19 protein-coding genes are annotated in these 25,868 nt (G+C 42.6%); 3 read left to right on the plus strand and 16 right to left on the minus strand.

Annotated elements, in window-relative coordinates; genetic code table 11:
* Positions 1-395 precede the first annotated feature (395 nt).
* Positions 396-1,385, plus strand: a complete 990-nt coding sequence (locus BUC20_RS22420; protein WP_073233299.1) for a PDDEXK nuclease domain-containing protein — start codon at positions 396-398, stop codon at positions 1,383-1,385.
* Positions 1,386-1,447: 62 nt separating this feature from the next.
* Here the strand turns inward: BUC20_RS22420 and BUC20_RS22425 are convergent, their stop codons facing one another.
* The 11 genes from BUC20_RS22425 to BUC20_RS22475 all read right to left on the minus strand — a co-directional run bounded on the left by BUC20_RS22425 (position 1,448) and on the right by BUC20_RS22475 (position 19,047).
* Positions 1,448-2,713 (minus strand): glycoside hydrolase family 88 protein, encoded by a 1,266-nt coding sequence (locus BUC20_RS22425; protein WP_084529166.1) that lies wholly within the window; start codon positions 2,711-2,713, stop codon positions 1,448-1,450.
* 31 nt (positions 2,714-2,744) lie between these two features.
* On the minus strand, positions 2,745-4,562 hold the full coding sequence (locus tag BUC20_RS22430) for a RagB/SusD family nutrient uptake outer membrane protein (RefSeq protein WP_073233303.1): 1,818 nt from the start codon (positions 4,560-4,562) through the stop codon (positions 2,745-2,747).
* Positions 4,563-4,579: 17 nt separating this feature from the next.
* Positions 4,580-7,699 (minus strand): SusC/RagA family TonB-linked outer membrane protein, encoded by a 3,120-nt coding sequence (locus BUC20_RS22435; RefSeq protein ID WP_073233305.1) that lies wholly within the window; start codon positions 7,697-7,699, stop codon positions 4,580-4,582.
* A 114-nt stretch (positions 7,700-7,813) separates the two neighbouring features.
* Complete coding sequence (gene cslA / locus BUC20_RS22440; RefSeq protein WP_073233307.1) at positions 7,814-9,925, minus strand: chondroitinase-AC; 2,112 nt, start codon at positions 9,923-9,925, stop codon at positions 7,814-7,816.
* Between the two features lie 16 nt (positions 9,926-9,941).
* Positions 9,942-11,378, minus strand: coding sequence for a sulfatase (locus tag BUC20_RS22445; RefSeq protein ID WP_073233309.1), 1,437 nt, complete (start codon positions 11,376-11,378; stop codon positions 9,942-9,944).
* Positions 11,379-11,454: 76 nt separating this feature from the next.
* A complete protein-coding gene (locus BUC20_RS22450; protein WP_073233311.1) occupies positions 11,455-15,555 on the minus strand; it encodes a hybrid sensor histidine kinase/response regulator transcription factor in 4,101 nt (1,366 codons plus the stop codon).
* 111 nt (positions 15,556-15,666) lie between these two features.
* Positions 15,667-16,098 carry a DoxX family protein gene (locus BUC20_RS22455; protein WP_073233313.1) on the minus strand — a complete coding sequence of 144 codons (432 nt, stop codon included), beginning with the start codon at positions 16,096-16,098 and terminating at the stop codon, positions 15,667-15,669.
* A 58-nt stretch (positions 16,099-16,156) separates the two neighbouring features.
* The gene (locus tag BUC20_RS22460) at positions 16,157-16,762 is read right to left on the minus strand and encodes a TetR/AcrR family transcriptional regulator (RefSeq protein WP_073233315.1); all 606 of its coding nucleotides are present in this window, start codon (positions 16,760-16,762) and stop codon (positions 16,157-16,159) included.
* A 162-nt stretch (positions 16,763-16,924) separates the two neighbouring features.
* Positions 16,925-17,542, minus strand: coding sequence for an alpha-ketoglutarate-dependent dioxygenase AlkB family protein (locus BUC20_RS22465; RefSeq protein ID WP_073233317.1), 618 nt, complete (start codon positions 17,540-17,542; stop codon positions 16,925-16,927).
* Positions 17,543-17,699: 157 nt separating this feature from the next.
* Positions 17,700-18,284, minus strand: coding sequence for an insulinase family protein (locus BUC20_RS22470; protein WP_073233319.1), 585 nt, complete (start codon positions 18,282-18,284; stop codon positions 17,700-17,702).
* Between the two features lie 256 nt (positions 18,285-18,540).
* Complete coding sequence (locus tag BUC20_RS22475; RefSeq protein WP_073233321.1) at positions 18,541-19,047, minus strand: hypothetical protein; 507 nt, start codon at positions 19,045-19,047, stop codon at positions 18,541-18,543.
* Positions 19,048-19,236: 189 nt separating this feature from the next.
* Here BUC20_RS22475 and BUC20_RS22480 point away from each other — a divergent pair, with 189 nt between their 5' ends.
* Together BUC20_RS22480 and BUC20_RS22485 are read left to right on the plus strand one after the other, a co-directional pair.
* On the plus strand, positions 19,237-19,932 hold the full coding sequence (locus BUC20_RS22480) for a LytR/AlgR family response regulator transcription factor (RefSeq protein ID WP_073233323.1): 696 nt from the start codon (positions 19,237-19,239) through the stop codon (positions 19,930-19,932).
* 86 nt (positions 19,933-20,018) lie between these two features.
* Entirely contained in the window at positions 20,019-20,393 is a 375-nt protein-coding gene (locus BUC20_RS22485) for a hypothetical protein (protein ID WP_073233325.1), read from the plus strand.
* A gap of 46 nt (positions 20,394-20,439) precedes the next feature.
* Here BUC20_RS22485 and BUC20_RS22490 read toward each other — a convergent pair whose 3' ends face one another.
* The 5 genes from BUC20_RS22490 to BUC20_RS22510 form a co-directional block, all read right to left on the minus strand.
* Complete coding sequence (locus BUC20_RS22490; protein ID WP_073233327.1) at positions 20,440-20,979, minus strand: DinB family protein; 540 nt, start codon at positions 20,977-20,979, stop codon at positions 20,440-20,442.
* A gap of 65 nt (positions 20,980-21,044) precedes the next feature.
* Positions 21,045-22,817 (minus strand): cytochrome c oxidase subunit I, encoded by a 1,773-nt coding sequence (locus tag BUC20_RS22495; RefSeq protein WP_073233995.1) that lies wholly within the window; start codon positions 22,815-22,817, stop codon positions 21,045-21,047.
* A 182-nt stretch (positions 22,818-22,999) separates the two neighbouring features.
* Positions 23,000-23,869 (minus strand): helix-turn-helix domain-containing protein, encoded by an 870-nt coding sequence (locus tag BUC20_RS22500; RefSeq protein ID WP_073233330.1) that lies wholly within the window; start codon positions 23,867-23,869, stop codon positions 23,000-23,002.
* Between the two features lie 113 nt (positions 23,870-23,982).
* Positions 23,983-24,378 carry a hypothetical protein gene (locus tag BUC20_RS22505; RefSeq protein ID WP_073233332.1) on the minus strand — a complete coding sequence of 132 codons (396 nt, stop codon included), beginning with the start codon at positions 24,376-24,378 and terminating at the stop codon, positions 23,983-23,985.
* Between the two features lie 63 nt (positions 24,379-24,441).
* Positions 24,442-25,821 carry a type III PLP-dependent enzyme domain-containing protein gene (locus BUC20_RS22510; protein WP_073233334.1) on the minus strand — a complete coding sequence of 460 codons (1,380 nt, stop codon included), beginning with the start codon at positions 25,819-25,821 and terminating at the stop codon, positions 24,442-24,444.
* Between the last annotated feature and the right edge of the window lie 47 nt (positions 25,822-25,868).

The following is a 25,868-nucleotide window of genomic DNA, read 5'->3' on the forward strand; positions in this document are numbered from 1 at the left end:
TAGGATTTTTGGTTTTGATTGAATTTGTAAAAGGGTGATTCATTAATCAAATCAGCTGATTAGGCGATGCAAGTTTAGTCTTTAAACACTCCCGGGTGGTTAAAAAAAATCTACTCACATCTACTCAAATGCCACAATTGGGCCCATTTGTATCATTCCAAAAAAAAATCACACGATAAATTCCCGTTTTATACGTACACCAAAAAAAGCAATAACATCAATGAAAGATAACATAGCGCTTGCCTGAAGATGTCAGGTCTGGTTTGGCCATCACGCACCCTCTGATTATATCTAAATAAAATACTTATTAACATATTAAGATAATATAAGTTATAATAAGAAAATTAGACAAAACGATGTACTGCTGTAAAACTCAGCACAATAATCAATAAAAGATGAAGGACTTAGAAAAACAAAACCAGCTATACACTGAAATTTCATTAGTGGTCAGCCAGGCAAAACAAAGGGTTTACCAGAATAGCAATAAGATCTTATTACAAATGTACTGGCAGATTGGAAAACTGATCGTAGAAGATGAACAAAAAGGGAAAGCCAAAGCAATCTATGGCAAGGAAACACTGAAAAAACTTTCAAAAGCACTAACTGTTGAATTCGGAAAAGGCTTTGATGAACGCAATCTGAACAATATCCGTGCTTTTTACAATGCTTTTCCAATTTGGAACGCCGTGCGTACGGAATTGAGCTGGACACATTATCGCATTATCAGCCGACTGGAAACCAAATCATTAAGGTTAAGATATATACAACACTGCATCGAAGGTAATTGGGATACCCGTACCCTCCAGAGAAACATTAAAACACAATATATCGGAAGAATCCTGGAAGAAGAGCACACAGATCTGCCGGCTCCAAAACAACTCATCAAAGATCCTTATATTTTCGAATTCCTCGGGATCACAAAAGATCTTCCCGCATCTGAAAGTAATATTGAAACGGCCCTGATTAACCATATCCAGCATTTTCTAATGGAGCTGGGAAAAGGTTTTGCTTTTGTCGCCAGACAACAGCACATCGTAACAGATACCTCCGACTTCTTTATAGATCTGGTATTCTACAACTATTACCTCAAATGTTTTATCCTGATTGATCTGAAAACCCAGAAACTTAGCCATGAGGCCATTGGGCAGATGGACATGTATGTAAGGATGTACAACGATCTGAAAAAAGGCCCGGATGACCAGCCTACGCTTGGGATGATTCTCTGTACTGAGAAAGATGAAACCTTAGTTAAATATTCTGTCCTGGCAGAGAATGAGAAAGTATTTGCCAGCAAATACCGGTTATACCTTCCTGATGAAACGGAATTAAAACAACTAATAGAGCAGGATCGGATCAGGCTTGAGCTGGATCACCCAACGGAATAATCAGCTAAAAGAAAGCACAACCCCATTCGTATGGAGGTTGTGCTGCCTGATGCTGCTAACGGCTAGCCCTTCAGCTTTTTATACCTTAACAAAGCCTCAAGGAAATAATAATCTGCATAGATCAATGGAACATCAATCTCTGAGCTGTGTGGAATACTTCCTACAGAATGCTTTAGAATGAATCCTGCATTGGTCCCTGGTTCTGCCAGATAAGGTGCTTTCGATAAAGAGCCAATCATTTCCTCTGCCTGCTTGTAGTAAGAAGATCCGTCTTTCCCTAAATAGGTACTCAATTCAAAGAGTGCAGAGGTGGCTACTGATGCAGCAGAAACATCACGTGGAATGACTGCAAATTTTGAGGCATCATAACTCCAGTCCGGTTGATATCCCTTTTGGTTGACATTAAAATCCCAATAAGGAATTTTATCTTTTGGAAGGTTGTTGTTTTTCAAATAGAAATCAGCCATTTTCTTTGCCGTTTCCAGAAAACGTTTGTCTTTGGTTTCGCGGTAAACCATCGTAAATCCATAAATCCCCCAGGCCTGTCCCCTCGCCCAGGTAGAGTTATCTGAGTACCCCTGATTGGTTTGACTGTTCAATACTTTACCTGTCTTTACATCATAATTGATCACATGGTAAGAACTGTAATCCTTCCTCACATGATCCCTCATCGCGTTCAAAGCATGGCTCACCGCAATGTTTTTATACTTCGGATTTCCGGTTACTTTTGAAGCATAGAAGAGCAGTTCCAGGTTCATCATATTGTCGATGATCACCGGATAGTTCCACATTGTCTTCTTATCCCAGGATAGCTTAGGGTTCCAGGATTTGATAGACCCAACTTTTGCATCATACCTGCTGCATAAAGATTCCGCAGACTGGATCAGGATATCTTTGTAAGCAGGATTATTCGTTAAACGCAAGCCATTTCCATAACTGCAGTACATTACAAATCCCACATCATGGTGAACGGTATTGTATTTTCCTTCTTCCAATGCTGCGGTCCATTGTTCTGCCGCAGCTTTCCATTTAGCATCACCGGTATATTCATATAAATACCATAATCCTCCCGGGAAAAAACCTCCTGTCCAGTCGTGCACATCGGTATACTTTACCGACCCGTCTTTATTCGTTGTCCTTGGAAAAAGTTTCAGGTCTTTGGCTGTAGAAAGCAGTTGGGTGTATTGCTTTTCTGCTACGGAAAAATCCTTTGCGATCAGTTCTGTTTTAGGAGAAAACCAGAGGAAGGAAGAAGAGAGTACTGCAATTCCCAGGGCCGAAGCCAGCAGTACCTGTTGCTTTTTCTTATTGAAATTCATTAGTTTCATTTGATTGTTTTATAGGGTTATTACGTTGTGTTTACCAGCCTTTATTATTTGGAAGCAGAAGTTTGTTCACTGAAGTCTCATACAATGGAACAGGAAATAAAAGATGACGTTCATCGACGTTACTTCCTCCTATCGCTGAGTATTTAAAATTGGTTGGAGCTCCGGCATTGATTTCTGCTGCGGTCTTTTTCAGGTTCCCGACATACTCTTCCCAACGGATCAGGTCGGCACGGCGCAGGGCTTCAAAGCAAAGTTCTTTCTCTCTTTCATTTTTGATGACTATGCGGAAAGCATCTTTTGAAGCAGTTTGCGCAGTGGTCAGGCCCTCATCCCCCACAACCGAAATCGTGGCAGTAGCAAGGGCTCCCGTCCCAACACCACCACTAATCGTAATGGTCGGTATGGAAGTATAAAAGGCGCCAAAATCGGTGATGTTAATTGCAGTAACCTTACCTCCGGCAATGGTTACTGTTGCAGTAGCATTCCTGGTTGCTCCGCCTCCTGTAATACTAACTGAAGGAGGATTGGTGGCCAGATATCCGGTACCCCCTGCACTGATCGTGATCGTTCTCAGTTGCTCTCCGGAAAGGGTTTTGCCAAAGGCCCGCTTTCTCAGCTGATTCAGGGCCGAGATGGCTTCACTGGTAGGTCCGTTCACTTCATTATCTGCTTCAGCAAGCATGAGCAATACATCTGCATATCTCAATAAAGGGAAATTTTGAGGGGTATAATTCTTTTGTTTCTCCAGCAATTCATACTCTCTCCTGAATTTACCGGAGTTCCGCTGATAAATCTCTGCTGTGGTCCAGTTGATCCTGGTGGTCGTTGCACCGCTATATCTGAATGGAGCAATGGCCCAATCCCTGCGCAGGTCTCCATTTTCGTATAGCTTGAACAATCCTGGTGTTGCAGCAATGAATCCATAACCGTATCCTTCTTTTTCATTGGTACAAAGAATCCCATTGTTATTCCCAACCCTTCCGGCTTCGGTATAGGCATTTCCTAAACGGTTACCCCAGAACTCCACTTCCCAGATGCTCTCTTTGGTATCATATTTATCCTGAGCATAATTGATGAAAATCTGCTTATAGTCATTGTTCAAAGCATGACCAGCACCACCTGCAACCACCTTTTTAGCCCATGAAAGTGCTTCCGCATATCTGGAAACATCTTTCAAAGGATATCCCGCCATATATAAATTGACCCTCGCCAGAATTCCCTGTACCGCACTTTTACTCACACGACCTCCAAAACCAATTTCAGTGATGGATTTAACCAGTCCTTCGGCCTTTGTCATGTCTGCAATGATCTGGTTGTATACCTCTCTTGCAGGAGTTCTGGCCACATCAGTGGAGATAATAGAAGCAGTAGGCTTCAGGATCATGGGTACATCTCCCCAATTGCTCACCAGCAAAAAGTGATAGTATGCCCTTAAAAACAAAGCTTCTCCTTCAATAACACCTCGTTTCGATTCATCCATTGCTGGTTTTTTGATATTAGCCAACACGAGGTTCGCTCTTTCTATCCCCTGATAAAGCGATTGCCAGAGCAAACGGATATCCGGATCGGAAGAATCAAAGTTTAAGACCTGGGTACCCGTTGCCTGGGCACTTCTTTGGTAATAACTCTCATCCGTAGCCGCAGTGAGTCTGGTAAAAATGGAATTTCCATATACATTCTCGCTGCCCATAATGTCGTAAACTCCGGTCAGTGAATTGTTCATCTGTGCTTCTGTAGCGTAATAATAATCCGGAGAAAGGGTATCTGTTGGTTTGGTATCCAGGAACTTTTTACAGGAAGAAACTCCTGTAAGGATCACACCAAGTAATAAATATTTTAAAGCTTTCATTTGATCAGATTTTAAAATTAAAATGAGGTATTGATACTGAACACAATTGTTCTTGCTCTAGGATAGGCAGAGTAATCAAAGCCTGGTGTCAGCGCAGAATTTCTTACAGAAACCTCCGGATCCATTCCTGAGTAATTGCTGAAAGTATACAGGTTCTGACCTGATGCAGCAACCCTCAGGCTTTTCAAGTTAAGCCGCTTCAACACCTCCTGACCAAAATTATAGCCCAATGAAACGGTCTTTATTCTTAGAAAAGAGCCATCTTCGATGACGCGGGAAGAGTAAACCCTTGGTCCCTGGCCTTTCACTCTGTGTAAAGTATTACTTGGATTTTCCGGTGTCCACCGGTCAGCATAGTTCGCAAACTGGTTCAGGTTGGTCTTGTCCAGCATATTGCCTTCAAACAACATTCTGTTCGCATTATAGATGTCATTTCCATAAGACCATTGCAGAAAGATACTCAGGTCAAAATTTTTATAACTGAAGTTATTGGTTAACCCACCAACATGTAAGGGCTGCCCCCTTCCAATTACCGTCTGGTCTTTGGTATCTACCACATTGTTTCCATCAAGATCTTTATATTTTACATCACCCGGTTTGATCGTACTTCTCACATTCCCGTTGTTTGGGACATTGTCTTTTAAGGTATATACTCCCGGACTGCCTTCATTAAAATCACTGAACTGATAGATCCCATCAAACTGATACCCATAAAATTGTCCGATAGGCTGACCTACCTTTGCAATGTATAATGGAATACCATTATAAGAATTTTCCCAGGCCAGGGAAGTGGTTCTGAAATCCTGCCTTTCACTCAGGGCCAGTACTTTCGAACGGTTAAAACTGATGTTAAAACTACTCGACCACTTAAAGTCCTTATGATCGATATTCCTGGTATTCAGTGTGAACTCCAAACCCTGGTTTCTCACCTCTCCGATATTTTTAAAAGCACTCACATAACCTGTGGTATATGGAAGATCAGCATCCAGTAACAAATCATAGGTTGTTTTACGGTAAACATCCACCGTTAGTCCGATCCGGTCTTTAAACATGCTCAGGTCATAACCGATATCTGCCTGGGAAGTACTCTCCCACTTCAGATCCGGATTTCCAAAGGCCAGTGGAACTGCTCCCGGGTTAATGGTATTGTTAAATCCATAAGAGGCTCCGATCGGCAAACCCAATATCGAAAGGTAAGAGAAATCACCGACCCTGTTGTTTCCGGTTACCCCATATCCAACCCTTAGTTTCGCATCATTCACGAAAGTCAGCTTTTTCATAAAATCTTCATTACTCATTCTCCAGGCCAATGAGCCGGAAGGAAAATAGCTCCATCTGTTTCCCGCCATAAATTTGGAAGAACCGTCTGCCCGGAAAGAAGCACTCAAATAATATTTTGACGCGTAATCGTAGGTTACCCTACCCAGAAAAGAAAGCAATTTACTATTTGAACTTACTGCAATTACCGGTTGTGGTATTCCTTCATCCAATCCGTCCAGCCCCAGGGTTTCGTTGGGTACCTGAGTCGCAGACATTCCATATCTGGAGAAACGATCGCCTTGTAACGTGATGCCTCCTAAAACATTCAGGTTATGTGTTTTGTTGAAACGCTTTGCAAAGGTCAAAATGTTCTCATTCAACCAGCTGCTGTTTTGATTATAAATGATCGAGCCATTCACTCCTGTTAAACTTCTGGGGCCGCCATAATAAGTCTGACTATTATAAAACACGTCGTTTCTGCGCAGGTTATTGCTGATGCCACCGGAAACTTTTAAAGTCAGGTTCTTCGTAAAGGCATATTGCGCATAAGCATTGGCCCGCAAATTATTGGTAGTGGCATTCCTCAGTTCATTTTTAGTGGAGATCACCGGGTTCACACGGTAGTCATTGGAACCATCTACCCCCGGATCAAAAAGAATATCCTCCAGGTCTCCGCCACCAGCTCCGGAGGTTGGCCGATATCCCCATACGCTGTACAACAAGCCATTCGTTGCAGAGTTTGTGCCCGCATTTGGTATCGTACCACTCGTCTTGATATTGCTGTAATCGAAACTTCCGAAAACTTTTAATTTCGCATTCAATTCCTGTGTCAGGGACATTCTGCCCTGGTAACGGGAGAATCCCGAATTGATAATGATACCATCCTGATCCATCACCGATCCTGAAATCACATATTTCGTTTTATCCGTTCCACCTGTCAGGGAAAGGTTATGTTCTTGTGAAGGTGCTGTTCTGTAAATCTGATTCTGCCAGTCTGTTCCTTTCAGCCCCCTGTAAGAATCAAGGGTTTTGCCATCCACATAATACAGAAGAGGGGTATTTACAGGGTCGATTTCTTCCTGAAGCCTCACAAACTCATAGGGATCCATCAGGTCCATCTTTTTAACGTTTTGCTGAAAACCTACGGTACCGGTATAAGCGATCACAGGAGCACCGATCTTTCCGCTTTTAGTGGTGATCAGGATTACACCGTTGGCCCCTCTTGCTCCATATATCGCCGTTGCTGAAGCATCTTTCAAAACCTCAATAGATTCGATATCTGCCGGGTTGATCGCATTGTTATTGGCGGTTTCTATCGGGAAACCATCCACTACATATAAAGGTGAATTGTCTTGTGTAATTGAGTTCTGGCCACGGATCACAATGTTAAATGAAGAACCCGGCTGCCCATCGTTTGAAGCCACTTGCACACCCGCTACGCGTCCGGCCAAAGCTTCATCAAAAGATTTCACGGGGGCTTTCTGAAGGTCTTTCATGTTCACACTGCCAACTGCTCCGGTAAGGTCCTTTTTGTTGACAGATCCATAACCGATCACCACCACATCGTTCAGTACTTTACTGTCTTCCCCCAAGGTCAGGTTCAGGATTCCTTTATCCCCCACACTGATTTCTCTTTGCTCATATCCGATATAGGTAAAAACCAGGGTGGTGTTTCCTTTTACAGGAACCTGGATTGCATACTTTCCATCTTTATTGGTGGTGGCTCCTCCTTTGTTTCCTTTGACCATCACGCTTACCCCAATTAGGGGAAGTCCGTCTGCACGGTCTGTGACGATGCCTTCTACCCGCCGCATGTCCTGCGCAAAAGCCACACAGGCACACATCATGCACATCATAAAAAGGTACATTTTTTTCATACTCAGTAAGTTTAGATTTGGTTCTCAATAACCCTCCCATGGATTATTGATATCAAATTTGCATATCAATAATCCGAAATAAGGGGTACTAATTAATTTTTATAAGGGTAATAATCAGTTAAAAACGGCCATTACAGTAGAACCTGCAAGTTCTTGCTGAGGAAGCGCAACTTCAATACGACTTACCCTTCCTGTTTTTAAATCGGTAAGCGTCAACACTACGGTCTTTTCTTTCTGTAAGGGATCGGCCACATAAACACGCTGTTTCCCTTCCACATTTCTAACCATAAGGATACAGGCCTTGTCTGTTTTTACCGAGAAGCCAGGAAAGTTAAAACTTCCCGCCTGATAAAATACAGCCTGGGCAATACCCAATTGCTTATGGTACACGCCCTGTAATGTTTCTGTATTGGCGATCACCTGAACACGGGCGACATCATACTGTTCCATATCTTCGGCTTTTATCCCTGGCAATACGATGTAAGCATATTTGTCATTCCGGGGTTTAATTCCATGATTGATCCAAAGCTTAAACACATTTCCAAACAATTCTTTCTTAGGATGCGAATTGTTGATATGAAACCAGTTTCCCTGTTGCAGATTGGTGCTCAGGCTAAGGTTCCCTCCTTCAGGAAAAACATAGGCAATGCCATCATGCCAGATCCAATCCTGACTTTTCTCCTTTAAATTGAAGCTTTTCCCGGCAGTTATCCGATTACGATCCGATGAACGTTGTACCGATCCATTCAACCAGCTTTGGTTCAGGCTTGTCGTAATTGGTTCTGCAGCCAGGCTATTGATTCCTGCACCAAGGCATACCACCTCATCATCAAAGAAAAACCACGACTTTTTTGCCGATAAACTGTCGTAATCCAAGGCATAGGCGCTGGCTCCATATACTTTATCAGATACACCTCCTGCAAAGGCATTACTTCCCTCCTCTCCCCAGAATTTAGTCATCAACCGGTCTGCAGGATAGTCTCTGCTGGTAACTCCAGGAATTTTATCCCATTCCCATACCGGCATAATGTTGTAATATTCCGGTCCACGGACCTGAATGTTCGTCGCCCCGTCGGCAAGCGTCCTGCCCAATAGGTTCTCCCCGTTTCCAGCCTCACTTCTTTTGGTACGGTTGCTGACCATTCTGACATTAAAAGAATAAGCGGGACGCAAATGAAGGGTATAATCTCCATTCCAGAACTGGTGGTGTAAAGGCTGGATATGAACACCCGGGCCAACAGTGCTATCTGTTCTTGCAATCGCCTGATCCCATTCTTCCCCATGTTCAGGATCAATCGTTTTTGCTACCCTCAGCCTGCTGCTCTCCCCATGTTTATTTAGTATATCCGGTCTGCTGACGCCACGCCCCTCCACATTAAAATCGATATAACTCCCGCGAATGGTTTTTAAATAACTGTCCCTATAGTATTTTGAAAATAGCTGAAGCTTATCCTCATTCAATGCATAAGGAGTATTCCTTACATATCCGGCCAATTTAAGCACACCTGTAATAAATACTGCGCCATAGCTGGAAATCTGAAGCTGAGGCCCATGTTGCAGGTAGGAATAATCATACTGCAAACCTTCCTTATAATGGACAAACCGGATGGGGTCAAATAATTCCCTGGTCGACAAAGCCATCAGGGATTGGTCTTTAGTGAGCAATGCCCGGTAAAAATAATGCAATGCAATATCCGTTTTATTGGCCCCGGTCTTCTTTTCAGGATCACCACGTTTCATGCGTTCCATCAGTGCTGCTTCCAGCGCCTTTGCCAACTGCTGTTTTCCAAAGCGCATCTGGATCAGTAACTCACCCAGTGCCTGGGGAGTAGCAATCTCATTGTGCCACCAATTGCTGCTTTTCGGATCAGCACCATACCAATAACTGAAAGCATTGGAAATCCCTTTGAACACCTGTTCATCTCCATAGTACCTGCTTCCTTTTGTAATGTAGGCCTGGATCAGGCTCTGCAATTTCAGCAGGTGATCATTTGGCATCCAGTTGGTTATCGAAGTGTCTTTATAATTGACGGCAGCCCAGCTTCCATCGGCTTGTAAAGCCTTAAAATTCCTGGTTGCAGGCCCATCCAACTGGCGAAGTGGTTTGACCAGGTCCAGCCTGATCCTGTTCATAATGGTATCGTAAGGCTGGTCTGTTTGTGCTTTAGTAAAACCTGGTATCAGCAATAATAAGAACAAGCTGCAACAGGAGAATAATTTCTTCATTTGGTTAGGATTTATATTATGGGTAAAGTCTTTCCATTTCACGGCCTTTTACTTCCATGCGGTGTTTTTTTATTTGATTTTCATCGCCATAGGTGCTGTACCAATGGGGTTGGTCGAGCCCTTTCTCCCAACGGGAAAGCAAGGCTGATAAGTTTTTTACTTTTTCAGGGTGTTTTTCCGACAGGTTATGTTGCTCTGAAAGGTCTTTACTCAAGTCAAAAAGCAGGACATTTTCCTTCACACGGATCAGTTTCCAATTTCCTGACCTGACCGCAGCAGCAACTCCCCTTCTCCAGTACAGTGCCTCATGCGGAATGTTCTTATTGCCTGGTGATAAATAGGGCAGCAGGTTTAGCCCATCCAGTTTTTTTGTTCCTTTTTGCCGGCCTTTACCTGCAGCAACTGCTGTGGGAAGGATGTCCAGAGAAATTACAGGTTGGCTATAGGTCTTGTTTACCGGGATGTGTCCAGGCCATTTCATCATCATGGCTACCCGAATCCCACCTTCCCATTTGGAACCTTTCATTCCTCTCAGTGCTCCGTTATCTGATGAATTTCCTGTTGCTCCACCATTGTCGTTGATAAAGATGACGAGGGTATTGTCTTCCAGTCCATTGTCTTTGATTGTTTTAAGCACCCGTCCTACGCCATCATCCAGTGAAGTCATCATTGCCGCATAAGCCCTCCTGCCGCTATCCGGTATTCCGGCAAAACGATCCATCAGATCTTTTCTTGCATTCATTGGGGTGTGAACGGCATTGTAAGAGAGGTACATGAAAAAAGGATTGTTTTTATTTTTCTCAATAAAAGCGCTCGCTTTATCGGTAAACATATCGGTGAGGTAAGTGATTTTCGTTTCCGGGACGATGTCCATGTTGTCATACAAAGCCGTTTCCTGGTTGCGTTTACCTTTATAGGCGAAAAAATCCCGGTGACCTCCTGTGAAACCATAGAACTCATCAAAGCCCCTTTTTAAAGGGAAATGTTTTTTTTCTTCTCCCTGATGCCATTTTCCAATGGCAATTGTTCTATAGCCATTATCCTGCATCTCATTTCCTATCGTCCGCTCTGCAGGATCCATTCCCACATCGCTTACCTGATACCCTTTGGCAACTTTAGTGGAGGTATTGTGTTCAAAACCGAATCGTTGCTGATAACGTCCGGTTAGTATACCCGCACGTGAAGGGGCACAGACCGAAGCAGAAACATAAGCATCCGTAAAACGTGTCCCCTTTCCGGCTATTGCATCTATATTTGGCGTAGGAATCTGGCTTCCTCCATAACAACCAAAATCGGCATAGCCTGCATCATCGCTAACGATTACAATCACATTGGGTTTTGAAAAACCCGGGTTCTTTTTCCGGAGTACAGCATCCTGCTGGGCCATGGCGCATGCTGAAAACCTAAGCAGCAAAGCGACAGACATCATGATCATCAATTGATTTTGTTTCATACCTATCTTCATACAGAAATCAAATATTCAGTTTAATTGGCTGATTAAAGGAGAGAAATCGGTTAAAAAGGGGGGACTAATCTGTTTTCTTCACATATTCGGAAGGGGCAACATGGAACTGTTTGCGAAACTCCTTGCTAAAATACTTTCTGTCGTTAAAACCGACTGCATAAGCGACTTCTGAAATGTTCAGTTGATGTTCCGATAAAAGCTGGGCTGCTCTTTTCAATCGCTGAGATTTAATAAAATCGGTAATCGACAAACCGGTCAATGCCTTAATCTTTTTATACAAAACTGTCTGACTCATCCCAATGTCCTCTACCAGACTGCCTACATTAAATTCAGGATCCTCCATTTTGGATTCTACCAGCCCCATCAGCTTGTCCAGGAATTTCTCATCAGGGGAAGCAATTTCTATTCTTCCCGGCATGAGCATTACCTGCCTTACATATTTCTGTCTGAGACGGTCCCTTCCCTGCAACAGGTTCCGGATGCTCAGTTCCAGCACCTGTATACTGAAAGGTTTGGTGATGTAAATATCTGCCCCTGCCTCCAGTCCGCCTACCTGATGCAAATGCGAAGCCATTGCTGTGAGCATAATCACGGGAATATGATTGGTCCGCTCTTCCTGTTTTAATTTCGAACACAATTCCAGTCCATTCATTCCAGGCATGGTCACATCACTGATGATCAGATCAGGAACCTGCTCCACTGCTACATTCCAGCCCTCCAATCCATCTGCACTCTCCAGCAAATGGTAGGTATGTTGTAAAGACTGAAGGATAAAACCTCTCAATTCGTCATTGTCTTCCACAACAAGTATGGTAAATTTTTTATCTGCTGCAAGCGCTTCTTTTTCTCCCTGAGCGTTTACTGCATCAATTTCAGGAGTTGGCTCAGAAAAAACAAGCAGGTCTGATGCTGCGGCAAGGTCTTCATCATTAAAATGTGAAGAACCCAGCGGCAAGGTAACAGTCAGGCTTGTGTTTCCTCTTTCTCCGGGCGTAGCCAGCACACTGGAAACAGAAATCCCACCATGATGTAAGTCTACAATATGCTTTACCAGAGCCAAACCTATGCCCCAGCCCTCCGTGTTTGTCTTTCCGGATTTCACCTGATAAAAATTGCCAAATATCTTATCCAGCAAATCTTCCGGAATTCCAATACCATTATCCCTGATCATCAGCTCAATATGATCTTTTTCTTTCCTCACAGCAAAGACAATCTCCCCTCCGTCAGGGGTATATTTAAATGCATTGGAAAGGATGTTATAGCAAACTTTCTCCAGTTGTGCGGGATCAAAAAAAAGCAAGACCTCCTCTTCCGGAGCTTCAAAACTATATTTTATACTTTTAAGTTCTGCCAGGCCTTCATAACTGCTGTAAATCTGGCGACAAAAGCCAATCAGTTCATTTTCAGCAATACGAAGTTTCACATTTCCCGTTTCTATTTTTCTAAAATCCAGCAATTCCGTAATCAGGCGTAATAAACGATCCGTGTTTTTCTTAATCCCGGATAGCGGAGCACTGATCAGCTCATTTTCTTTACTAAGGCTGATCAGTTTTTCCAATGGGGCAAAGATCAGGCTTAGCGGAGTGCGGATTTCGTGGGATATCCTCGTAAAAAAATCCAGCTTCATCTGGTAAAGCTCTTGCTGCCGCTCATTGTTCAGGTGCTCATAATAAAGTTCAGATTCGAGACGTTCCTGCCTGCGGAAGAAACGGAAAATCAGGTAAAGCAAAGTGCATCCTGCCACAACATACAGCAAATAGGCCCACCAGGTGCGCCATAAAGGTGGGAGGACCCTAATGTCCAATACCGTAGGATTTTCATTCCAGACCCCATCATTGTTACTTCCTTTGACCAGCAATTTATACTTCCCTGCAGGCAGGTTTGTATAGGTAGCTGTAGGAATCGTTACATAATTCCAGTCCTTTTCAAAGCCATCCAGTTTGTAAGCATACTTATTTCGTTCCGGCTGAATATAATTTAAAGCCACAAAATCAATGCTGAAGATGTCCTGATCTGCAGAGAAAGTGATCTCTTTAGAGAAGCTGATGTCTTGCCTTAACAACCGATCAGGTCCATCCACCAATACCGGTTTATTGAAGAGTTTTAAACCAGAAAAGGCCACCTTTGGAATGTGTTCATTCTCCTTGATTTCTCTTGGAATGAAAGATACCAGACCGTTGTAACTGCCAAAATAAAGTTTTCCGTTTTCGTCTTTATAAGCAGAGTTTGCATTGAACTCATTTGCAGGCAATCCATCTGTAATGTTGTAATTTTTGAAAGAACGCTGCTTCAGGTCAAATTTACTCAGGCCTCTGTCTGTACTCAACCATAAGCTTCCTTCATTGTCTTCCAGAATGCCAATGATGTTATCGCTGGCCAGGCCATGCTGTTTCGTATAAGTGGTAAAAGATTGCGTTTTTGGGTGATACAGGCTCAGTCCTCCATGATGTGTCCCGACCCAGATATTCCCCTGCTTATCTTCCTGAATGCAGCTGATCTGATTGGATTGCAGACTGTCTTTATGCGCTGTACTTTTCAGAAAAACCTTAAACTGTTTAGCTCCCAGAGTTAAAAGATTGAGTCCCTTTGGAGTCCCCACCCAAAAATTCTTCCTGCGGTCGGAAAAAGAGAAACGGATATAGCTGCTGCTGAGCCTTAAACCCGGAGCAGGTAAATCCGTCAACACAGAAAAGCTTTGCTTTTCAGGATCGAACAAATTCAATCCTCTGGAAGAAGTTCCCACCCATAGGCGGCCATTATGGTCTTCGGAAATGCTGCTCACATAGCCATAGCTTAAACTGGCCGGATTATTCGGGTCATGGCGGTAATGTTTAAACTTCCCCGTGGCGGGATTGAACAATTCCAGTCCACCCTGAAATAAACCGATCCAGATCTGCCCCTTTTTATCTTTATAAATCGCTTTAATCGTATTGGAACTTAAACTCCCAGGATCTGAAGGATCATTCAGGTACTTTTTAAACTCATTGGTCCTGGTATTGAAATAGTTCAATCCCTGTCCTTCCGTACCAATCCAGAGGTTCTTCTGCTCATCCGCAGCAATCACACTAATGATATCACTGCTGATGCTGTTCCGGTATTTACTATACTTATAAACGGTAAAAGGAACAGTATTCTGATGGGCTACATTGACTCCGCCAAACATCGTTCCTATCCATACGGAACCATAATTGTCCTCATAGATATCTTTAATCGAATTGTCACTTAAGCTTTTACGGTTTTCCGAATCATGCTTAAATATCCTGAAACGTAAAGTTACGGGATCCAGAATGTTCAGGCCGTTCATGGTGGCGACCCATAAATTACCGTCTTTGGCAGGCATCACTTTACGAATGATGTCATTGCTGATCCCATCATTGCGGAGAGGCTGGTGTTGAAACCGGATAAATGAACCTGAAGCCGGAACAAAAAGGTTGAGTCCTTCGGCCTCTGTACCCACCCAGATCCTGCCCTTAGCATCTTCCGCAATTGTTTTTATCGAATTGGCGCTGATGCTGCCTGCTTTCGATGGATGATGGACAAATGAGCTGAAAACATACTGACCATTTTTAGGGGTCATTCTGGTTAAACCTTCTGTTGTTCCTACCCAGATATTGGATTGGCTATCTTCAAAAACGGTGTAAACAGAGTTTCCGGCAAGCCCATCTTTTTTAAAATACCTTTTGAATTTTCTGGATTCAGGATTTTCGAGTATGCTTAAGCCGTTATAAGTACCAAAAAGGACTTTTCCCTTCCTTCCGGAATGGATGGACAGCACAATTTTATCGCTGATGCTGTGTTGATCAGCAGGTTTAAAAACAATTCGTTCAAACTTGTCTGTTTCCGGAATATACCTGTTGAGTCCGTTCTGCGTCCCTATCCATAAATTCTGCTGTTTATCCTCAGCAATTGCATAGATATAATCTTCAGCACTGATAGACGCCGGGTCAGCTTCATCGGTTTTATAAATTTTAACCGTTTTACCGTCATAACGGTTGAGGCAGTCGCGGGTTCCAAACCACATATACCCCCTGCTGTCTTTACAAATGGCTAAAACTGTACTTTGAGACAAGCCGTTTGTAACCGACAAGTGATCAAAAGAAAACTGACCAGATACCGTATTAAATAATAATACAAATACTAAGGTTACAAATAGTTGTTTAGGCATAGGTAATCATCCTGAAGGATTGGTTAGGTCCCCGGCAATTATACTAAAAAAAAACGCTTAACCCGATAGATGTATCAGGTTAAGCGTATTTATAGCAAATAGCAAAGCCGCTTAGCGTCTGCGTTTACTCAGGTTATTGCTGATGATCTGATCCACGCTATATTTTCCGCTTCCGGAAACAAAAAGGAAAATATAAACGATCAGATAATGTAATGCCATTTCTTTTTTATCGAAACCATCAGGACCATGAATGATCAGAATGGCCACCAACATCGTCACGATCAAAGGAATCACGGCCAGTCTTGTACCCAATCCGATCAGGACCAGAATTGAACATAAAAACTCTGCAAAAACTGCCAGGGCAAGAGAAGCAGGTTCGCCTACCCCGATCGGATCTCCAAATTGGATCGGTCCTCCGCCTGTTAACATTTGTAGTTTCTGATAACCATGGAACAACATGAAAACAGCAATAGAAACGCGCAGGACAAGCAGCATAAAATGTATGCCTTCGTGGTTGAAATTAGTGTTGAATAGTTTCTTCATTGAGATAGATTGTTTAGTTGAAAAAAATAATATACGTGGCGTATGTTAAATCTAAGAATTATTTACTGGTTATGGATATGATAAATCCCGAGATGGCATCCTGAAGGATCATTTTCTTGGAAGGATCGGGCCTTCCCTCTTTTTCAATCATCTGAATAGAAACCAGACCATGCAGAATTGATAAGTAAGTATGGTATTTAAGGAAATAATCTGTCTCCGGATGATTGCTTTGTGCAATGGCTTCCTTGATCGTGGAGATCATGATTCCGGTAGCCGTAATCATTTCTGTAACCTGTTTCACACGGTCACAGGCCGGAATCCCCAGACCGAACATCAATTGATAATATTCATTGTGATCAAAAGCAAAATCCCAGTAAGCGTAAGCCATCGCTTCCAATTGCTTCGCGGGAACGGTATGCTGGTCTTTCACCTCCTGAAGGGTATCTGCTAACTTTTGAAATCCTTCTTTGGTAAATTCCAGCAGGATGGCTTCCTTATTTTCAAAATGGTTATAAATTACCGGAATGCTGTACTCTATCGCATCTGCAATCTTGCGGATGGATAAGGATTGCCAGCCATCAGAAAGGACCTGCTGCCAGGCGGCTTCAAGAATGCTTGCTCTAAACTCTTCTCTTTGTCTTATTTTACGTTCTGCAATTCCCATGTCCTATGAATTTTTATTAACACCGTTAACAAAAGTAATGGGTAAATTATATTTTAAAAAGTCTTTGAACAATTCTGACGTAAATACAACAAACATCATCTGGTCCAAAACCGCTTTATCTGCCTGATATCCTCAATTTAATGAATCCATCTAAAGATTTATTTAGTGAATTAATCTAAAGGTCAGGTTGATCCTGGGCTCCGAAACTTTCACCGTTTTTGGTAAACGGTGTTCCCAATAATGCTGTGTCTCTCCTTTCATGATCAGTACGCTGCCATGGCTCAGGTCGACAGAAATAATGGGAATCTTTTCCACATAGCGTCGGAACTGAAAAATCCGGTGTGCACCCAGGCTTACAGAAGCAATCAAAGGGTATTTCCCCAGATTCTTTTCATTATCCCTATGCCATCCCATACTGTCTGTCCCATCACGGTAATAATTGAGCAGACAGGCATTAAACTTTGCGCTGTACTTTTGTTCAATCTTAGCTTTGATCTTTTCCAAAGCGGCAGTCCATGGCGAAGCGTTCATGGTAATCCCTGAATAGCTGTAGCTCACTCCTGCATCTCCATAAAATGCCGTAAATCTGGGCTGAAGAACAGTCTTGCCAAAGATCGTGATCGGCTCCTGTTTCCAGGAAACACCGGACAATAACTCCTCAAAATACTCATCGCTTTCTTCCTCAGTAAAGAATCCGGGAAGGAATAGGGCCTCTCCCGGAATCGGAAGGAGGTTAACATGATCTCCGTACATCGAATGACTGTTAAAATAATTTTCCATAAAGATAAATCAATTTTAAGAACTAAACCCATCATTGTTTTATCATCTTCTGCAAAACACCATCTGCTGTAAACAAAAAAACAGATGGCAAAATACCTGAGTATTTAAACCATCTGTAATCCTCCTCACCTATCTCCGTTTCTTTATTGCGGCTGTCTTATTTAGTAAGCGCAGTTCCGGTATTTTCTTTCCAGTCGCCAAATGCTTTCTTAGCCAATGCTTTTGCCTGCGCAACAGTAATGTCGCCGGCAATGGTAATGTAAGTTCTTGACGGGTTAATCTGTTTGTTATAATATGCTTTCAATTCCTCTAAAGAGATCGCCTGGTTTTCCTTTACTTTATCTAAAGTTCCCTGATCCATTACCGGTTCCTGTAAAGCAGATGACATCACCAAAAATGCAGTTTCAAAATCTTCAGCATCCGCAGCAACGTTCGCTTCATCAGCAGTAACACTTACTTTTGGTGCCACCTCTTTTTTACTGTTGGCAAAAGCAACATTTTTTTTGTTGATCGTTGTTTCCTGCAACAGGTTTGTTAAAGCATTGGATACCGCAGCATTGGTGTCTATTGCCGCTCCTTCGATTTTAACGGAGGCAAAGACTTTACCCATTCCACTGTTTTCGGCTACGACCACCTCTATTCCATTTTTTAATTTAAAGCTTACCGGATCTTTCATAGTTCCCTGTGCCTGAATGTTACTGAAAGCTAATACTCCGATGATCATCATTAATAGTTTTTTCATTGTTATCTTTTTTAATTTCTTGTTTTTCCGGTTGATATATTTGGATTGATTTCCTGAAGCAAAGGTAGCCTGGTTTTAAAGGTGGGGAAAGAGAGAATAGGTAGAAAGGCAAAAAGTATCGGTGAATCCGGTGTCTGGGAACCGGCTGATCAGGAGCCCTTTAAAACAAAAAAGCAGATGGAAAATACCTGAGTATTTTAACCATCTGCGATCCTCCCCTTCTTATCTCTCTATCTTTATAAGGCTGATGCCCTGATTATTTTGCCAATTCAGTTACACGGCTTTCTTTCCACTCTCCAAATGCTTTTTTAGCCAGTGCTTTTGCCTGTGCAACAGTGATGTCACCTGCAATTGTGATGTAAGTTTTCGCAGGAGCGATGTTTCCTTTGTTCATTACAGGTGATTTTAAGGCATTTGCCATCACCATAAAAGCACCATCAAAATCTTCGGTATCTGCTGATACATGAACCTCGTCAGCAATCAGGCTTACTTTAGGTCCGAAGTCTTTCACATTCGAAGCAAATGCAATTTTACTTCCTTCGTTAAGTCCGTTTTCAAGCGCTGTTGTCAGTACTTCATTTGTGCCTAATTCAGTACCATCCATTTTTACCGCAGCCAGCACTTTACCCATTCCACTGTTTTCAGCAACAATAACTTCTACTCCGTTTTTCAGTTTAAAGCTAACCGGATCTTTCATGATTCCTTGTGCCTGAATGTTATTGAAAGTAAATAATGCGATGATGATGACGATTAAGTTTTTCATAATGTTTTCTTTAGTTTATGTTTTTCTGGTTAATTTTTAATTGATTTATGATTCAAAGGTATACCCTCTTTACAGGCCAGAGAAGGCCGAATAGACAGAAAGGATAAAATGAACGGTGAATGGGCCTTTTCACTCTTTCATTTTTTGATGCATTATAATTACATTAGTGTAAGGCTAAAGAAAATCTAGATGAACTGCTTAATTGTTGATGACAACAAAATTGCCCGGACGACCCTCAAACAACTGATCAGCCTGGATACCTCATTAACACTGGTTGATGAATGCAGCAATGCAACGGAAGCTTATGTTAAGATTTTAGACCATCCCATAGAGTTGTTATTTCTGGATATTGAGATGCCGGGAATGACCGGAATGGAGCTGGCACAAAGCCTTGGACAAAAACGACCGCTCATCATCTTCACTACTTCTAACCGCGATTATGCAGCTGAAGCCTTTGATCTCGATGTCATCGACTTTATCATCAAACCCGTTACGCCAGTCAGATTTCTGCAATCCATGGAACGGGTCAGGGAATTTGTAAAGAACAAAGGCCCGCTTACAGACCATAAAGAAAAGGACTTCATCTTTATCAGAGATTCCAATACCGTCCGCCGGTTGAAACTGGATCAAATATTATACATGGAAGCACAGGGGGATTATGTGAAAATTTACACCCAGGAACAGGCCTACCAGATTCACTCTACCTTAAAATCTGTTGAAGATAAATTACCTTCCAGTATTTTTTTAAGGGTACACCGTTCCTTTATCATCAATGTAAGTAAGATAGATACCCTTGAGGGGGGAACGCTGATCATCAACAAAAGCCTCGTTCCAGTTTCTGATGCTTACCGGGCAGCCCTCAATAAAAGGATGCAGATCCTTTAATGCCGAAATCAGCAGGCAAGGCGCATTACGACATAAATCTTCTGGCGCATTTTTTGCTGATAAAAAGCCAACTCATCCCATAGAAAATGTCAGCTTCTGCCACCGGAATTCCAGGAAATTATCAACTCATAGACCTCAGCTATATTGAGCTGCTCAGCAATGGAGATAAGGCTTTTGAAAAGGAAATTGTGCAGATATTTATTGAACAAATCCCTCAGGACCTGGCCTTAATGAAGGCCCATTTTGCTGCGGGTGATTTCAATCAGTTGAAACAAAGTACACATTATATGCTACCCAGCATCTCTATTTTTGGTCTGGAGAACCGGTTAAAAGTAGAACTTGAAGCATTGGAGGCACTGGAATCTGCTTATAAAGTACTTAAGCGTCACCTGGAAACAGTCACCAAGGTATGTAACAAGGCAAGGGAAGAAGCCATCACTTTGCTCCATTCCTATGCCTAGTCTTAAATTTTAAGCTATACAGCAAAGCTGCCTGCAGCCTGAAACATTAGTTTTTATCTCCGTTTTTATAGATGTTGTAATAATTATAATCCGTCATTGGTGCTCCCGTTAATCCTAAATGATGACTGATTGTGGTGATTTGTCCACGGTGGTAGGTACTATGGTTCATGACCTGCTGAATGTATTCAAAGTTGGAAAAATCACATTTAAACCAGGGATTTTCAACCAGTGTACTTTCTTCAACATTGGCTTCGGTCATTTGGTCAACATATGCAGAGAATTCTTCAGACTGCCTGATGAGCATATCAAAAGCTTCATTTATGTTTCCCTTAAATTCTTTTGTCCAATCGAATGTTTCTTTTTTAATGAGGCTTAACCAGTATACCTGTGTCTGACAAATGTGAAAGACGGTCGGTTTAATCCCCCGAAAACTCGAAGCCACTTCCTTTTCCAATAGCTCTTCAGGGTAGGTTCTCAGCCAATTGATCAATCTGGCATTTGCCCATGCATTATATGCGGCATAATTTTTCATTAAATAAGTAATCGCATTCGTCGCGGTCGTGGTGTTAAGGTTGTCAGGTGCCATATTTTGTTTGTTTTATGATACAAATTAAATATACGACACTGACAACCCTATGGCAGTGTATTTTTTTAAAATTTTGTGGAATTCTTTTGCTCCCTTTCGTAAGCCTCCTGAATGGCCATCAATTCCGGATTGTTTTCCAGGTCATGTGCCTGATTGGAAGACATCGTCTGGGAGAAAGGAACGGTCTGCATGATAAAATCCGCTTCATGTCCGGGTTTGCTATAGTCATAAGCCCAGCGATGAACCACAGGCAATTCTCCCGGCCAGTTTCCATGGATATGCTCCACCGGAGTTGTCCATTCCAGTGTATTGGAGTCCCATGGATTTTGAGTCGCTTTCTTTCCTTTAAAAATAGAATAGAAGAAATTGTATAAAAAGGCAACCTGTACCAATGCGGCGACAATGGCTGCCCAGGTAATCAGCACATTTACTGACATCCATTTTTGCATAAACTCAAATTCCGTAAAAGCATAATACCTTCTTGGTACTCCATCCAGTCCCAGGAAATACATCGGAAAGAACACCAGGTAAGCACAGGCAAAAGTGACCCAGAAATGAAGGTAGCCCAATTTTTCGTTCATCATCCTTCCAAACATTTTAGGGAACCAGTGGTATACTCCGGCCAGCATGCCAAATACTGCTGCCGAGCCCATCACCAGGTGGAAATGCCCGACCACAAAATAGGTATCATGCAGGTTAATGTCTAAAACTGCATTTCCCAGATAGATCCCGGTCATCCCTCCTGAAATAAAGAAAGAAACCAATCCAATGGCAAACATCATTGCCGGAGTAAACCGGATGTTCCCTCTCCACAAGGTGGCCAGGTAATTAAAAGTTTTTACCGCAGAAGGAACTGCAATAATCAGGGTGGTGATCATAAATACCCCACCTAAAAACGGGTTCATTCCTGTGACGAACATGTGGTGCCCCCATACAATGAAAGATAGAATCACAATTCCAATCAGGGAGTAAACCATCGCATGGTAACCAAAGATTGGCTTCCTGGCATTGTTAGAGATCACTTCTGAGGTAAGCCCCAATGCAGGCATAATTACAATGTATACTTCAGGATGCCCAAGGAACCAGAACAGGTGCTGCCAAAGAATCGGCGATCCTCCCTCGTTCGGTAACACCTGAGTCCCGATTACAATATCAGACAGGTAGAAACTCGTTCCCATACTTCTGTCAAAAATCAACAGGATCACTGCGCCGGTTAGTACCGGAAAGGACAACAAGGCCATCACCGCTGTCAGAAACAGGGACCATACCGTTAGTGGCAAGCGCCACATGCTCATCCCTTTGGTACGCATATTTAAAACGGTACTGATGTAATTCACATTGCCCATCACTCCGGAAATGATGAAAATGATGATACTGACCAGCCAGAGCGTCATCCCCAATCCGGATCCTGAAATGGCCTTTGGCAACACAGACAATGGAGGATAAACTGTCCAGCCTGCACTTGCCGGCCCTGTTTCCACAAAACAGGAACCCAGCATCACGATGCAGGCAACCAGGAAAAACCAGTAAGACAACATGTTCATCAATGGGGAAGCCATATCCCTCGCCCCGATTTGCAGGGGAATGAGGAGGTTACTAAAAGTTCCGCTGAGCCCGCTCGTCAGTACAAAAAAGATCATGATCGTTCCATGAATCGTGACCATGGCCAGGTAGAAGTCGGGTTTGATCCGACCTCCTTCTGCCCAGTTGCCCAGCAATACTTCTAAAACAGGAAATTCTTTATCCGGCCAGGCCAGCTGCAGGCGAAAAAGAACAGACATCAGCATCGCAATGACCGCCATAAAGATCGCAGTGATTAAAAACTGCTTGGCGATCATTTTATGATCGGTACTGAAGATATATTTTCTGATAAATGATTGCGGATGTTCATGCGGTTCCGCAACGCTTGTTAAGACTTCTGTATGCATGGATAGATATAAATATAAATACCCTGCAAAAGTCCCCTAAACGACGCTCAATCTATGGTAGCAAACTTATATAATATGGTATAGATTAGAGATTAGGCCTTATTCTTCCGGAACTCCTCTGGTGTCATTCCCACCAGCTTTTTAAAGAATTTGGTGAAATAGGAGTTGTCGTTAAAACTGAGTTCATCAGAAATCTCTGAAATCGTCATGTCCTGACTCACCAGTAAGCGTTTTGCTTCCAGCAATATTCTATTGCGGATCACTTCCCCTGCCTGCATCCCAAGGTATTCCTTGCACAATGCATTTAAATGATTGGGGGTGATGTATAAAAGATCTGCATAGTCTTTAGGTAACCGCAGGTTGGTAAAATGTTGTTCAATTAACTTCTGGAAATTGCGCAGCAAGGTATAATTATAGACTGGAAACTTGTGTTTTTCAGCCGGGCTCAACTGTTGTTCCATCCTCATGAACACATATAGTAACATCACACTCACCAGGTCTTTTTGTAAAGGTTTAACCCTGTTCACCTGTTCGTAAATCCGCTCAAAAAAAGCAGTCATTTCCTCTTCCATATGAGCAGGAACCTGGAAAGCCCCATCCTGTGCAATTCCATTGAGAAAACTGAAGCCATTTAAAAAATCAGGTCTCAACAACAGGGATTGAAAAAACTCCCGGCTAAAATTGATGACATAACCATTTACTTCTCCTTCAAACTCCCAGGTATGTACCTGTCCCGGAACCATAAAATACATGTGCATCGGCCGAACTTCAAAACGGGTAAAATCGATAGCATGTGCTCCCCCTCCTGAAGTAAATAAAACCATGTGGTAAAAATTATGCCGATGCGGAAAAGCAAGACTGCTGTGTTTATGCAGGTAATCGGCAAGATGATCAACCAACAATTCGTCCTCTTTATAACCTGATAAAGTGCAGCAATCAAGAACCGGGATTTGTTTTATCATGCGCCAAAGTTACCGGGTTCAATTCTGCAAAAAGCGGTATTAAACTTTAGATTAATGGTACTTATTACTTCCGCTTAACCTGTTTTTGAAAAAACCGGCTGAAAAGCCCGGTTTTAGTTGAACAACCTTGCTTCTAAATAAAGGATCAACGGCAATACAAATTTATGTTTGCTTTCATCGCCATCTGAAATGCAGACCAATCCCCAGCCTAAATGGTCTTTTCGAAGACGGATCAGCTCGGTATGGTCAGCTGAATAAAAGAAATACTCCCCATTGGGATAAGCTTCAAAATACCCTTCTATCTGATCCTTGCCTCTTCCAATCCGTACCGTTTGCTTTCGGACATACTGAAAATGCATTCTGATGTGATTTTCCAGCAGTTCTTTTTTTGGCAGCTCAACAGCAGAAGCAACCAGGCGGTTATATTGGAGCATCGCCAGTTTTATAAAAATAACAGCAGGTGCGAAAGCGGATAGAAAAAGGACACCATGGCCAGCCAGATTACTCATACCCCAAAATTAAAGACCTTTGCATCTAAGCATGGGTATTAATCCGGGGATTAATGGTATGGATTAAAGATATCCTAAAATTTTCAGGGCCTGCTTACTGTTTTGTTCCTCCGCAAAGACCCGGTAGTTCAATGTTTCATCCTTATTCCGGTCGATCAGGATGTGTTTAGGTCCTGGTAACAGGCAATGGTGAATTCCCCCGAAACCACTCAGTACTTCCTGATAAGCCCCGGTATGAAAGAAGCCGATGTATTGTGTTTTACGGGTTTTCGGCATGAAAATTTTGTCGTGACCAGAGTGGTAATAATCATCTCCATCGCAAGTCATCCCACCCAGATAAACCTGTTCCTGTTCCCTTTCCAGGTTGTTCACAGGTAACAACAGGTATTGCTGTCCGATTGCCCAGGTATCCGGTAAACTGGTAATAAAAGAGCCATCCAGCATCAGCCACTTTTCATTGTGGTTTTGTTGTTTCCGCCCAAGCACCTTGTATACAATGCCTGAGGCCTCAGCAACGGTGTACTTCCCAAATTCAGTGATCAGATCCGGTTCAGCAACCCCATAACTATCGCAAACCGATTTAATTCTCCGGATGATCCGGGTTACAAAATCCAGGTAATCAAACTTAAAATCAAAGGAATCCATAAAGGGCATTCCTCCGCCAATATCCAGGCTGCTTAACCAGGGATTGACCAGACTGAGTTTACAATACAGGCCAACATGCTTGTCCAGTTCCTCCCAATAAAAACGGGAATCAGAAATACCGGAATCAATAAAGAAATGTAGGGTAGTTAATTTGAAATTCGCGTGTCCTTCTATCTTATTCTTATAAAAATCGATGATTTCTTCTCTTCTGATCCCTAGTCTTGAGGTGTACAACTGAGAAGCCGGCCGGTCATCCGATGCAATCCGCAGCCCCAGATTCAGTGGCTGATGGAGGTGTTCTGTATAAAAATTAAACTCCTCTTTATTGTCCAGGATGGGAATAAGGTTTCGGTTTCCCTGAGCGATCAGTTCCAGGATTCCCTGCTGGTAGGCTGCGGTTTTAAAACCATTACAAATCACCAGTGTATCCTGATCCATTTTGCCGGAGGCCAGTAAGGAACTCAGTAAAGGAATATCAAAAGCAGAAGAAATTTCAATCCCGATGTGGTTGCTCAGTGCTTCATTCAGCACGTAACTGAAATGAGAACTTTTAGTGCAAAAGCAATAGGTATACTTCCCCAGATATCTTTCAGCGGTCATTGCCCTGAAGAAAAGCTCCTGCATGCTGCTGATCTTTTCGCTGATGGAAGGGAGGTAAGTGAATCGTAGAGGTGTGCCATACGTTTCAATTACCTCCAGCAGATTTATTCCATGGAAATGCAATGCATCATCCGTAGTTTCAAAACCAGCAGTTTCCAGCGCAATATGCCCGTTAATAAATTCCAGGTAGTTTTCCATAGCCATCCCCTTTTTGGGATGGCAAAAGTAAAACAGATTCCGGCTAA

Source organism: Pedobacter caeni (assembly GCF_900129215.1).
Taxonomy (GTDB): domain Bacteria; phylum Bacteroidota; class Bacteroidia; order Sphingobacteriales; family Sphingobacteriaceae; genus Pedobacter; species Pedobacter caeni.